The organism is Sporolactobacillus inulinus (assembly GCF_006539285.1).
Lineage (GTDB): Bacteria > Bacillota > Bacilli > Bacillales > Sporolactobacillaceae > Sporolactobacillus > Sporolactobacillus inulinus.
This window is the reverse complement of the sequence record NZ_BJMS01000091.1, coordinates 1-12,869: the sequence shown is the minus strand read 5'-3', so window position 1 is coordinate 12,869 and position 12,869 is coordinate 1. Positions and strand designations below refer to the sequence as shown.

Below are 12,869 nucleotides of genomic sequence, written 5' to 3'. Positions count from 1 at the left end.
AAACAGTGGCAGATAGCTGCTTGCAAAGTGGATCAGCGCTTGAATCGGCGCCGCCTGATTCAAGATTGGCGGCAGCGCGTTCGTGGCGTCAAATAAAGCCGGAATAACGGTAAAGAGCGTTGTGAATCGGTAAACGATTGGCGACTTTTTGAACAATGGGGACAGGATTGATAAGAAAATTACCGTGATTGCGAGCGGGTACAAAAGCATTAAGATCGGCAGTGACCAGTTGATAATCTGCGTTAATCCGACATTGGCAATGATGAATGAAATCAAACAGGTCAATCGCAGGAACGCTAAATAACTGATCCGCGGGAACTGCTTATGGAAATCCTGGGCAAAGGCGGTGACCAGCCCCATCGCCGTGGTGAGACAAGTGACGGTCGCTAACGTGGCTAAGATGGCGCTGCCCACTGCGCCCATATAATGATTGGCAATTTGGCCGAAAGCGATCCCGCCATTTTCCGAAAGTTTGAAGTGTGCCAAACTCATTGCACCGATCACAATAAGGCCAAGGTAAATGAGTGCTTCCAAACTGATGCAGATGATTCCGGATTTTGCCGTTGCCGCAGCAATCGATTTGGGATTGCGGACGCCCATCAGCTTAATGGAAGTCACGATCGTGACACCGAAGGCGAGGCCGGCTAGGGCATCCATTGTATTATAGCCTTCGAGAAAACCATTTGTCAGCGCAGCGTGAATGTAGTCGGTGCTGATTGCTGCTTGTCCGGCGTCCCCCATTGGCTTAAGAAATGCGACGAAGAAAATAATGAAGAGCAGGACTAAGAAAAGGGGATTCAGCAGTTTGCCGATGACGTCAATTATATGTGACTCGCTGCGCGACAAGAAATAGGTCAGCGCGAAAAAGATGGCCGAGTAGACGAGCAGCCAGATCCATTTGTGGTCTGCCGAAACATAAGGAGCAAAACCAAGTTCAAACGGTACGGTTGCGGTACGCGGCGTGGCGAACAGAGGCCCCAGTGTGGCGTGAACCAAAATCAAAAAGATCAGGGCGTAATGATGGCCGATTGGTCGCGCAACATCGTAAATGCCTTCACTTTTGGTGATGCTGATGGCAATGATCGAAAGTAGCGGCAGCAGTGTGCCGGAAAGTAGGAAACCGATGGCGGCGGGAAGCCAATTGCTGCCCGCCAGTTGGCCAAGATGCAGCGGGAAAATTAAATTGCCGGCACCGAAAAACATGCCGAAAAGCAGTGATCCGATCGTTAGATAATGAATGAATGTCAGCTTAGGTTGCTGATTCTCTGTGTTCATGTGTAAACTCCTCCTTATTAGAGTCTGTTCAAAAAGGAGGACAAAAAGAGCCGAGAAGATCAAGGAAGCGCAGTTTCGAGCACCAGAGCGTATGCAAATAATACGTGAGGAGCGGAGAAACAAGCTGAGACAGAGATTCGACAGCAATTTTTCCCGGACTTTTTGAACACCTCTATAAAAATAAAAACGTCCTCTAAAAGCATCATCATGCTTTTAAAGGACGTTGGTTACGCGTTACCACCTTTATTTACGGCCGCCATCACTGGCTGCCGCCTCACCACGTACTGCCGCTATTCGGCAAGACGCTGGCATGTTAACGGGTGCTGCCGTTGAAAACTTCATTCGTCGAATGTCGCATTCACCGCTCAAGGGCTACCTTCACTTTTTATCGACACCTGCTCCCTTTTCACCGGTAGAAGCTCGCTAAAAGGCTCGATAAAAGCTACTCTCCCTATCATTGCATTGATTTATTCACGAATTTGAGAGTGGTTTCACTTTATACTCTTTTTTCAAAACTGTCAATAGCTTGCGATTGAAAATTTAGCGGTTTGTGTTTAATGGATGAGCTGCTGTGGACGGCTATTCATAAATGAAAGCGGACACATTTGGAAATCTGTCCATTACAATGTAACCGTATACAAGTTAAGATAAACATGTGGAAAATGAAAGGGGGCAGACAAAGTGAAAAAAATCATGAATAAACCGGAGCAGGCTGTTGATGAAATGGTTCAGGGGATTGTGTCTGCGGGATGTGGTCAATTGAAAAATATCCCTGAAACAGGTGTGATCTATCGTTCGGAACTGCCCAAAGACAAAGTCGCTTTAGTCAGTGGCGGTGGTAGCGGTCATGAGCCGACACACGCCGGATTTGTCGGGGACGGAATCCTTGCGGCGGCGGTTTGCGGATCGGTATTTACGTCACCGACTCCGGATCAGATTTATGAAGCGATTAAACAGGTGGATCAGGGGAAAGGTGTTTTTCTCGTTATTAAAAATTACTCAGGCGATGTGATGAATTTCGAAATGGCCAAAGATTTGGCCGAAGCCGATGGTATCCGTGTTGAATCCGTTGTCGTTGATGATGATATTGCGGTCGAGGACAGTACCTATACCGAAGGGAAACGCGGAGTTGCCGGAACGGTGTTCGTTCATAAAATCCTTGGTGCCGAAGCAGCAAGAGGGACGACTATAGATGAAATGAAAGCGGTTGCCGACCGGATCGTCCCCAATATCAAGACACTGGGCGTCGCGCTTAAAGCGGCGACGGTTCCTGAAGTCGGCAAACCGGGCTTCGAATTAGGGGACACCGAAATTGAATTTGGCGTCGGCATACACGGCGAGCCCGGCTACAGACGTGAATCACTGAAAACCTCGCGTGAATTAGCTGAAGAAATTGTCTCTAAATTGAAGAACGCTTTTCAATGGTCTGAAGGCGAACATTATGCGGTACTCGTTAATGGACTGGGTGCCACACCGTTGATGGAACAATACATTTTCTGGCAGGATGCGGAGAAATTACTGAAGAAAGACGGCCTCTTGATTGATTTTATCAAAGTAGGCAGTTTGACGACCTCGCTAGATATGGAAGGACTTTCGCTGACGCTCTGTAAATTGGAAGATGCGCGCTGGCTGGAGAACTTGAAATGGGAAACGCACACACTCGCATGGTAAAGGGAGATGATGTTAATGGTAGATAAAATTAAAAAATGGTTGGAACTGTTTGCAGCGCAGTTGCATGAAAAGAAAACGTATCTGAGTGAGTTAGATAGCGCGATTGGCGATGGGGATCACGGGAACAACATGGCACGAGGCGCGGACTTTTTATTAAAAAGTTTGGATCAGTCGGGTGACACGTCGGCTGTATTTAAAAACGCGGCGATGGCTCTCCTCTCCAAAGTCGGAGGGGCTTCAGGACCGCTGTACGGTTCGGCTTTGCTCGCGCTCTCGAAAAAAGCGGGTGAAACCGATGACCGCAGTGAATGGATTGCGGCGGGAGCGGAAGCCATCGCTCATCGCGGAAAATCCGAAGCCGGTGATAAGACGATGCTGGATGTTTGGCTGCCGGTTCAGAAAGCACTGGCGGACGGTACATTAACGCATGAGAAAATTGATGCCTTTGTAGCCGAAACCAAAAGTTTGAAAGCAAAAAAAGGCAGAGCTTCGTATCTGGGCGATCGTTCGGTTGGCCATATTGACCCAGGTGCCCAATCAAGTGGTTATCTGTTCCATGCCTTCTTGGAAGCTGGTGCTGATCATGCCTGAGATTGGTATCCTCTTAGTCTCTCATGTTCGTGAAATCGGTGATGGTGTGTTGCGGCTGCTTAAGGAAGTCGCCGGGGATGTGACGATTAAAGCTGCAGCAGGCACAGAAGACAATGGTGTTGGGACAAGTTTTGATCGGATCAATGAAGCCGTTACGTCGTTTGAAGAGCCGCGCATTTGGGCATTTTACGACCTGGGGAGCGCAAAGATGAATCTAGATCTCGTTAGCGAGACAACAGATAAAAACCTGGAGATTCAGGATGTTTCTTTTGTCGAAGGCGCTTATGTTGCCGCGGCGATGCTTCAGGCGAATGCTTCGGAAGATTCGATACACTCAGAATTGAAACCGCTTAAAATAAAATGAATGATCGCGTCGTAAACGCTGTTTGAAATACGAGTACGCGTGAGCGTAGCAAAACAAGTGGAAGTCTATGTACCCTCTCTGCGGGAGAAGCGAACAATGGGAGCACTGCAAACCTTGCAGTCGGGAGACCGGTCGGGATGATTCGTGTCACCCGCAAAAAGTCGCTGGATGCCGACCCATACCATCTAATAACTGGTGAAAGAGGAGGAAGTTATTATGGAAAAAGTTTTTGTCAGCCCAAGCCGTTATGTACAAGGGAAAGATGTATTCAAGAAAGCGGATCAGTATGTGAAAAAGTTAGGCGATTTAGCGCTTGTCGTTGCCGATGAAACCGTGTGGAAGGCTGCTGCTGAAGCCTTCTCCGCTCAGCTTAAAAAAGGTGGAATCGAAGTTGTCAAAGAAGTCTTTCAAGGCGAATGCAGCATTAATGAAATCAATCGACTGACGGAGTCCGGAAAGGCAAAAAAAGTGAATGTGGTGATCGGACTTGGCGGCGGGAAAACGCTAGATACGGTGAAGGCAGTCGCGGATCATCTGGATACTCCGGTTGTTTGCGCACCGACCGTAGCCTCCGCCGATGCACCAACGGCAGGCCTGTCTGTAATCTATACTGATGACGGTGCTTTTGAAAGCTATTTGTTCTATGATAAGAATCCGGAACTCGTTATTGTTGATACGCGGATTATTGCTGAATCGCCGCATCGGATGCTTGTTTCGGGTATTTCAGATGCACTGGCCACCTGGATTGAAGCGCGTGCGGTTGCTGAAGGGCATAATAATACCATGTCCGGCAAACAACCGACGTTGGCAGGTAAGGCAATTGCGGAAACCTGCGAAAAAGTGCTCTTCGATTATGCGCTTCCTGCGATTGAAGCGAACCAAAAGAAAATTGTTACACCGGCACTTGAAGCGATTGTCGAAGCGAACACGCTGCTCAGCGGTCTAGGTTTCGAAGATGGCGGACTTGGCGCAGCCCATGCGATTCATAACGGATTTACCGCTTTGACCGGTGATATTCACCACCTGACGCACGGAGAAAAGGTAGCGTATGGTGCGCTGACTCAGCTTGTTCTTGAGAATAAGCCGTTTGATGAGCTGGAACGCTACATTGGCTTTTATCTCAAACTTGGTTTGCCAACCTCACTTAAAGAAATTCATCTTGAAAAAGCGACGGATGAAGAACTTTACAAGGTCGGTGAAAAGGCGACGGCTCCTGGAGAGACGATCCATCAAATGCCGTTTGCGATTACGGCAGATGATGTGGTCCAAGCAATCAAAGGTGTCGATGCGTATGTCAAAGACTATAAATCTCGCCATGGTTGGTCTGTCGAGAGCAAGAAGGAATTACTAGCAATGGACTAACCGAGTTTCTTCGAAGCCATGCTCTTTGTCTGCTAATCTAGAATGATCAACAAAAGAACCTCGGCCAAATGCCGGGGTTTTCATAACTGACTGACCAATTGTTAGCCGCGTCTTTGATGCTGCGACAGATCTTGCGCGGATTGAAACGCCTGATCCAAGAGCCGTACAATACGCTTGGCGATGATCTTCGGTTTTTCCGGACAAGAGTCATTCAGCCACTTAATGGCTACGCCAACAATGGCATAACTGTAAAAGTCGCTCAAAAAATCGGCGAAATCGTTTGTTAGGGATAAATCGCCGTTATCGTCCAACTCGTCAATCCAATGGCGAATCAAAAGTTTCGTCTGCTCAAGTAAATAGTCGCTGAGTGAATTCTGGCTGGTAAATTCAAGGACTTTTATATAGAAATTCTGATTCTCATAGAGGTAGGTGAAGATGCGTTCAATGATCATTGCTGTATTTTCATAGTTCATATAATCCTGGATATTTTCGATTGCTTCTTCATAATAGATCCAGGAAACCAATTCATATTTATCCTTAAAATAATTGTAGAAGGTTTGTCTGCGCATGTGGCAATGACGCATGATGTCTCGAACCGTTACTTTTTCAAACGATTCCTTTTTCAAAAGTTCTCTTAATGCAGTGGCAATCGTTTTTTTGGTGATTAGTGATCCTGTCATCGGTTCAGCTTCGCCTCCGAACACTCCTATTTAAATTATACCATTGGGGAATTGACGCGGACTAGTAAAAGCGTAACAATACAGGTAAAAGAGAGGGATCGCTACGGTGAAAAAGATTATTAATCATAAAGCAGACATCATTGAAGATATGTTTCAAGGCATTGCCTTTAATTATCAGGATTTGTTAACACGTATTGGGCGGACGGGCATCTTCTATTCAAAAAAGTGGGCACGTGATCGGGTTGCGGTGATTGGTGGGGGCGGAAGCGGGCATGAACCGACCGATACCGGATATGTCGGAGATGGGATGCTGACAGCAGCGGTGTGCGGGGAGCTGTTTACCCCGCCAAAAGCAGAATTAATAACCAGGGCCATTAAAGAGGTCGCTGGACCTGAAGGCGTTCTTCTCGTTGTGAAAAATTTCAAAGCGGACATTGAAGCATTTAATCAAGCCGCACAGTGGGCAAAGCAAGAAGGCATTCCTGTTGAAATGGTTATTGTTGCAGATGATATTTCAACAGAGCGTCTGGATCGCAAAACCTACGCGTTGACGCGAAGAGGCGTTGCCGGTACGGTCTTCGTTCAGAAAATAATTGGCGCAGCCGCTGCATCCGGATTGCGTTTGCCTGAATTGAAGAATTTAGGCGACCAAGTGGTTGAAGCGACAAAAACACTGGGGGTTGCTCTGTCGCCCTCCACCATAACCAATCAAGATAAAGTTCTGTTTTCATTACAAGAAGACGAAATTTATTTTGGCATCGGGATTCACGGAGAGCCGGGTTACCGGATTGAGAAGATGCATTCCTCAGAACGACTGGCGATTGAACTGATGAATAAGCTGAAAAATGCGTTTGCATGGAAAAAAGGGGAAACATTTGCAATCATGGTCAATGGCCTTGGCTCGACGCCGCTTATGGATCAGTTTATTTTTGTTAATGATGTGGGTCGGCTGATCGGGTTGTATGGACTAAAAACCCCGATCAGAAAAACAGGCAACTATATGACTTCAAATGATATGTACGGCATTTCGCTAACGTTCCTTCGTCTCGCTGATCCGCAATGGTTGCGTTACCTGCAAATGCCAACGGATGCTTATGCATGGAAATAAAACCGATGCAACAGATCGTTGCTTTGCTTCCACTTAGCCGGAAAAGTCATGCTTAAACAGCAAACAGGTGGGGCAGTCTTTCTTTTAAAATGATTGTAAGAAGGCCTGACTCTGTCCTTGCAGAATTCATTTGGCTGCTGTTATGATAGAACAAAAGGAGGTGGGCGATTATGGCTGAGGAATTGAGCATGATCATGCAGGCGATTAGAGAAGTTGACGCGAACGTTAAAAGCATGCGCGTTGAAATGGACGAGATGAAACAAGATATCACAGAGATGAAGCAAGACATCTCAGAGATTAAACGTGATCTGAAAAAAACGAATCGGCGAATGGATGACATGTATGAGGATCTGTCCGATCAAATTAAAATGGTACATGATGAACATTGGGAAACTCGTAAAGAGGTTCAGAAGATCAAAAAGAAAATCGGTATGTAATTTCGGCCTTTCTTCTTCTGCGAATGAATCCTTTCTAACTTATGAACACACCTTCATCCACGTTATTATATGTTTAATCTCTTTTCTGCAAGGATTTAATCCACAATACTTCAATATGAATAGATTCACCTTTTAAATTAAAATATGGCTGTAGCCCTTTCACGCTCCATCATTCCTTTTTAGCGTCACCGTCGTTCCTTTGTCAATTTCGGAGTCAACATGGATGCTTAATGAGAGCCGACCCGTGACTTCTTTTGCAAGGAAGAAACCGAGGCCGGTTGCTTTTTTGTCGCGGCGCCCGTTGTAACCGGTGAAGCCGTGTTCGAATAGGCGTGGCAGATCTTCTTTTAAGATACCGATACCGGTGTCGCTGATTTGAATCGATTTTGCTTTGATTTGGATGCTGACGTTGCCTTGTTTCGTGTATTTGACGCTATTACTGATGATTTGCTCAAGGGCGAAGCCAAGCCACTTTTCGTCTGTCGTCCAGGTCGCATCGCCATCAACGGTGACACTCAGTCCTTTCCTAATGAACAGTGGGGCGAACTTGCGCACGATTGACTGAACGAGCGGCTTCATGGGCACTTTGGTAAAGCGATAATCGGTTTGCTCGTGGTTCAAGCGCAGGTAATGCAGCAGCATCTCCAAATAGTTTTCCAATTGAAACGTTTGCTCTTTCAACTCGACTTGGGTAAAATCACCGGTTTGTCCCATCAAATTGAGGACAGAGAGGGGCACCTTCATCTGATGGCTCCATATGCGCACCACATCGGTTAAGTCGTCATCAAAGTGTTTGACCGCGGCAATTTTCGTTTCGTAGTACTCTTTTTGTTCCTCGAGCAACTTCAGCATATCTTTTTCTGCTTGCGACTGCGGGCTTAAGTCAACCTGAGGAATGACTTGCTGGAGCCGTTGGTGGTGGCGGCGTTGAAATTGGTAATAGTCATAGCCGCTAAAAATGATCAGAACGGTCATGCCAAACAGCAAACTCGACCAGAACGTGCGCATGGGTAGACCACGCAGAGAAAAGGTCAGACTGATGACCACGACGATCACGAAGACGGCATAAATAAAATGCTTTCGTTCACGCCAGTACATAGCCGACACCTCGCACCGTTCCGATGTAATCAAAGCCAATCGCATGCAGCTTCTTGCGCATTCGAGCAATGTTGACGTGCAGAGCATTAGCATCAATGTATTCATCCGATTCCCAGAGCTTTGCAAGCAGTAGCTCTTTGGTCACCGTTTGGTTGGGCTGTTCGAAGAAGGTGCGCAGTAGCTTAGCCTCGGTTGGCGTCAAAACCGCTTTATCCGTCCCCTTTTTCACTTCGGTACCTTCCAAGACGAAGCCGTTGAACGTCAATTGTGCTTGAGAAAAGCTGTAGGTTCGGCGCATCAGTGCATTGATTTTAGCCTTCAACACGTCGACTGAGAACGGTTTGGTGACGTAATCGTCGGCGCCCATATTCATGGCCATGACTTGGTTCATTTCATCATCTGCCGAACTGAGAAAAAGGATTGGGGTTGTTGCGTGCTTGCGAATTTCGGTCGTCCAGTAAAACCCGTTAAAATAGGGTAGGGTAATGTCCATCAGAATTAAATCCGGAGTCTCGGCTTCAATTTCTTGACGGACGCTGCGAAAATTCTGTACGGAAACAACCGTATATGCATTCAGCGCAGAAGCGAGTTGTTTCACAATCGCTGCGTCGTCTTCCACAATAAAGACTTTAGTCATTAGAACTTCTCCCCTAGTGATTGTTATACTCATTCTACTGATTTTTTTGAAAAGGGACAAATGCGAAAAGAAGGAGCTCAAACAATCAATGATGAGACTCCTTCTCGGTTTCGAGCACCAACGCCGTCAGCCGTAACGCAGCACGGGCACCGTTTTCGGGCGATTAGCGTTCCACAATTCGGTAATAGGCGCGGCTCGTTTGTTTATAAATGATGTAGTAAATTGCAGCAACGACGGCGATTGTACCGATGCTTGTCAGCAGCAGTAAGCCGAAGCGTGTCGCGCCAAATAAGCTGATCAATTTTTGAATCATGATGAAGGCAAAGCCGAAATGGACAATTGCAACGGCGATCGGCATGAAAAAGACGAGCAGCACTTGTGAGCGAATCGTTTGCCGCACTTCCTCGCCGCTCAAACCGACTTCTTGCAGGATTTCGAAGCTGCGTTTATCCTGTTCTCCTTCAGAAATTTGTTTGTAGTAAATGATTAGTGCAGTACCGAGAATAAAGGTGAACCCCAGAACCAGGCCAATGAAGAGGAAGCCACCTGCAAAAGAGATGAGTTGCTGGTGCATGTCGTCATAGCGGTCCACGGTCGGAGGCATACCGGCAAGCGTTTTTTCTTCACCGCGGTCATCCTGCTCGATTTTCGTCTTTGAGTCGTTAGTACGCCGAATCGGAGCGTCTCCATTCACGCGATAGTCGGATAAAGTAGTTTGAAGTTTCTTGGCATCGTTTCCCGTTAGATCGGCGCTGATGGTCGTATCAAAACCAAGCGGATAATGATTGCCTGCTGCTTTGGTTGCATCGTCGAGCACGGGCTGAATCGTCTCTTTTGTATTCACGATCAGGATCAGCCAATTGGATGCCATCCTACTGGTTGATGGGAAATTGTGAATGCCGATAATCGTTTGTTTGATTTTAAACGTATGGTTCCCAAACATAACCTGATCCTCGTTAAAGCTGCCGACCGCCGGGTAGGCAATGGCTTCATTTCCGCGCAGATGAACCGGGTTTCCAGTCAATGCGGTATAGGTTTCTGCAGTCATGAAGTTCACGGTCGTCAGTTTGGCAAGGTTTTGTTTATTCTCGAATTTGCCATTGTTCATCGCCCCGACGATGCTGTTCGATAGTTCGTAAACGACCGGATTGCTCACCTTTATTCCGTTTTTTTCAGCAACCTGATCAACGAGTTCAGTGCTTCGTTGCTGCGTTGTATTGACGTTGATGATCGTGTTGCGAACGAAGTAGTCGTTCAGAAATCCATTGATACTGGAAAAGAGGCCAACCGTTGTGGCTAAGGTGACGAACGTCATCGTGACCAAGATCGTTATATTTGCCAGTCCAACCGCATTTTGTTTCATGCGATACAGCATGCTTGAAACGGTAATGAAGTGTTTTGGCTGATAGTAATAGCCTTTATTTTTCTTCTGCCGTTTGAGCAGCCAAATCGTGAAGCTCATGTAGAACAGCAGCGTGCCGAAGATGACAAACAGTACGGCGATAAAGAATTTTGTTAGAGCATCGAGCGGCGAGGCAACCGTTACGGCAAGGTAATAGCCAATGGCCAGTGAGACAAGGCCGAGCAGGGCGAGAATGCCGCGTGACTTGGGCTCTTTTTCTCCTTTGCTTGCATTTTTGAGCAATTCCAGACTGGACTGGCGACGGATCGAGAAGCTGCTGATGATCATCAAGAGCAGATAGATACACGCAAAAAGAACCGTCACAATCCCAACTGCAAGCGGACTCCACTGCAAGTCGAAATAGTTTTCACCTACCAGGTTAATTAAGATGAGGTATAAGAATTTGGCCAATATAATGCCAAGAATGGTTCCGGAAACCACGGTCACAAGGAACATCATCAGCAGTTCCAGTATGGAAATACGGACAATCTGCCGTTTTTTCAGACCGAGAATATTGTAGAGTCCAAATTCTTTTGTGCGTCTTTTAAGTAGAAAACGATAACTATAAATCATAAAGATGGTCGCAAAGATGGTCAAAACGATCAATCCTAAGCTCAGCAGCAGCGCGAAGTTTCCCCAACCCTGCAGCTTTTTCAAGCTTGGACTCAGCAAAATCGTTGCGAGCATTAGATTCATAAGAAACATTACAACACTTGAAAGTGCAAAGGGGAGAAAATTGCTCATCGATTGACGTATGTTGCGACCGGCTAATTTCACGTAAAACACTTCATCTCACCTCCGTGCCCAGCAGGTTCGTCATTGTCATGCTGACCTCTTGCATGAAATCGGCGGCTTCTCGATTTGCGCGGTAAAGCTGATGAAAGATGCGGCCGTCTTTAATAAACAACACGCGTTTTGCATGACTTGCGGCAATCGCCGAGTGCGTCACCATCAGAATGGTTTGCCCCATTTCATTGATATCCTCAAGAAGGGAGAGCAGCCCCTCGCTATTCTTGAAGTCGAGCGCTGCAGTCGGTTCATCGGCGAGAACAAGTTCCGGCTCGGTGATCAGTGCGCGGGCGATCGCCACGCGCTGTTTCTGCCCGCCGGATAACTCGAAAGGCTGCTTGTTCAGCAGATCGCCGATGTTTAATTTGGGTGCTAGTTTTTCTAAGCGCTGTTCCATCACGCGCACTTTTTGGCGTCCAAGGACGAGCGGCAAGAAAATATTGTCGCGCACCGACAGGGTATCGAGCAGATTGAAGTCCTGAAAAATAAACCCTAAATGGGTGCGGCGAAACTCCGCCAGTTTGTTTTCCTTAATTTTTGTGACGTCCTGACCATTCAGGATCACAGACCCCGACGTCGGTTTTTCAAGCGTCGCCAATGTGTTCAGCAAGGTTGTTTTCCCCGAACCGCTTTCCCCCATAATGGCGATGTACTCGCCGTCCTCGACACTAAAGGTTACATCATGCAAGGCAACGGTTTTTTCTTTACTGAATCGTGTCTGAAAAATTTTCTGCAAATGATTGACTTGTAGCAACATCGTGATCGCTCCTCAACATTAATTTATCGGATGTGTCTAGTATACAAGGGTTTGCGCGGCGCTTGCTTACAGTTCCAAGGCCGCGGCTTACAGATCTGTAAGGTTGCTCTCAGACAGACTGCGGATACATGTTCACTTGGTCAAATGCAGGAATCATTTCTCTTTCTGAAGAATAGAGTAAGGGAGAGGTGTTGCGACTTGCAAGCGACTGAAATTCCACGATTTAACTTTATTGAATGGCAAAAGGATCAAAACGCCGGCCCCAAAGAGCATTTTTATTTCGTGACAACGGATGTGAATGAGGCGGTTGATCATTACCTCCATAGGCTTCGTGAACACCATCCGTTTTATATGACGATTAGTTCGGTTGACGGCCGCATCTGTTTTGCGCGGGCCAATGGGCTAAGCAGCGATAAGACCAAGCCGAGGATGATTCATATGAATCCAGATTTAAACCAAAAAATAGACGACGATACATGGTTTACACACCAATTTATGAAAACGATCGAGAGAAAATTAAGTTTGATTCGTCCTGTGGCAGCCGAATAGGGCCTGACTTTTTTAGTTAACAAGATTCATGCACGAAACACGAGACGTAAGGCACGAAAAAAGAGTCTTAGAGCGCCAGCTTTAAGACTCTTTTCTTCTTACAGGAAAAGAAAGTATAAGATTTTGCCCATTCTTCAAACCAATAGCCC

At 46.7% G+C, this 12,869-nt stretch carries 13 protein-coding genes and 1 other annotated feature; of the genes, 7 read left to right on the top strand and 6 right to left on the bottom strand.

The window, feature by feature from the left end:
* The coding region (gene brnQ, locus SIN01_RS11765) for a branched-chain amino acid transport system II carrier protein (protein WP_141306096.1) at positions 1-1,275 on the bottom strand (1,275 nt) is incomplete at its 3' end.
* Between the two features lie 213 nt (positions 1,276-1,488).
* Positions 1,489-1,742, bottom strand: a binding site (T-box leader).
* 214 nt (positions 1,743-1,956) lie between these two features.
* Here brnQ and dhaK point away from each other — a divergent pair.
* From dhaK to SIN01_RS11745, 4 genes are all read left to right on the top strand, one after another.
* Positions 1,957-2,946 carry a dihydroxyacetone kinase subunit DhaK gene (gene dhaK, locus SIN01_RS11760; protein WP_010024433.1) on the top strand — a complete coding sequence of 330 codons (990 nt, stop codon included), beginning with the start codon at positions 1,957-1,959 and terminating at the stop codon, positions 2,944-2,946.
* A 9-nt stretch (positions 2,947-2,955) separates the two neighbouring features.
* Positions 2,956-3,537, top strand: coding sequence for a dihydroxyacetone kinase subunit DhaL (gene dhaL, locus SIN01_RS11755; RefSeq protein ID WP_029548136.1), 582 nt, complete (start codon positions 2,956-2,958; stop codon positions 3,535-3,537).
* Positions 3,530-3,901 carry a dihydroxyacetone kinase phosphoryl donor subunit DhaM gene (gene dhaM / locus SIN01_RS11750; protein WP_010024428.1) on the top strand — a complete coding sequence of 124 codons (372 nt, stop codon included), beginning with the start codon at positions 3,530-3,532 and terminating at the stop codon, positions 3,899-3,901. Before dhaL ends, dhaM begins: the two co-directional genes overlap by 8 nt.
* A gap of 213 nt (positions 3,902-4,114) precedes the next feature.
* Complete coding sequence (locus SIN01_RS11745; RefSeq protein ID WP_202812803.1) at positions 4,115-5,263, top strand: glycerol dehydrogenase; 1,149 nt, start codon at positions 4,115-4,117, stop codon at positions 5,261-5,263.
* 101 nt (positions 5,264-5,364) lie between these two features.
* Here the strand turns inward: SIN01_RS11745 and dhaS are convergent, their stop codons facing one another.
* A complete protein-coding gene (dhaS, locus tag SIN01_RS11740; protein WP_010024425.1) occupies positions 5,365-5,943 on the bottom strand; it encodes a dihydroxyacetone kinase transcriptional activator DhaS in 579 nt (192 codons plus the stop codon).
* Positions 5,944-6,049: 106 nt separating this feature from the next.
* Here dhaS and SIN01_RS11735 point away from each other — a divergent pair, with 106 nt between their 5' ends.
* Entirely contained in the window at positions 6,050-7,051 is a 1,002-nt protein-coding gene (locus tag SIN01_RS11735; RefSeq protein WP_010024421.1) for a dihydroxyacetone kinase subunit DhaK, read from the top strand.
* 170 nt (positions 7,052-7,221) lie between these two features.
* On the top strand, positions 7,222-7,488 hold the full coding sequence (locus tag SIN01_RS11730) for a hypothetical protein (RefSeq protein ID WP_010024420.1): 267 nt from the start codon (positions 7,222-7,224) through the stop codon (positions 7,486-7,488).
* 159 nt (positions 7,489-7,647) lie between these two features.
* On the opposite strand, the gene SIN01_RS11725 is transcribed toward SIN01_RS11730, so the two are convergent.
* From SIN01_RS11725 to SIN01_RS11710, 4 genes are all read right to left on the bottom strand, one after another.
* Positions 7,648-8,586, bottom strand: a complete 939-nt coding sequence (locus SIN01_RS11725; RefSeq protein ID WP_010024419.1) for a sensor histidine kinase — start codon at positions 8,584-8,586, stop codon at positions 7,648-7,650.
* On the bottom strand, positions 8,573-9,223 hold the full coding sequence (locus SIN01_RS11720) for a response regulator transcription factor (protein WP_010024417.1): 651 nt from the start codon (positions 9,221-9,223) through the stop codon (positions 8,573-8,575). The genes SIN01_RS11725 and SIN01_RS11720 overlap by 14 nt, the downstream gene beginning before the upstream one ends.
* 163 nt (positions 9,224-9,386) lie before the next feature.
* A complete protein-coding gene (locus SIN01_RS11715) occupies positions 9,387-11,411 on the bottom strand; it encodes an FtsX-like permease family protein (protein WP_010024415.1) in 2,025 nt (674 codons plus the stop codon).
* Position 11,412: 1 nt separating this feature from the next.
* Positions 11,413-12,171, bottom strand: coding sequence for an ABC transporter ATP-binding protein (locus SIN01_RS11710; protein ID WP_010024413.1), 759 nt, complete (start codon positions 12,169-12,171; stop codon positions 11,413-11,415).
* A 198-nt stretch (positions 12,172-12,369) separates the two neighbouring features.
* Between SIN01_RS11710 and SIN01_RS11705 the strand changes: the two genes are divergently transcribed.
* The gene (locus tag SIN01_RS11705) at positions 12,370-12,720 is read left to right on the top strand and encodes a hypothetical protein (protein ID WP_010024411.1); all 351 of its coding nucleotides are present in this window, start codon (positions 12,370-12,372) and stop codon (positions 12,718-12,720) included.
* Positions 12,721-12,869 lie beyond the last annotated feature (149 nt).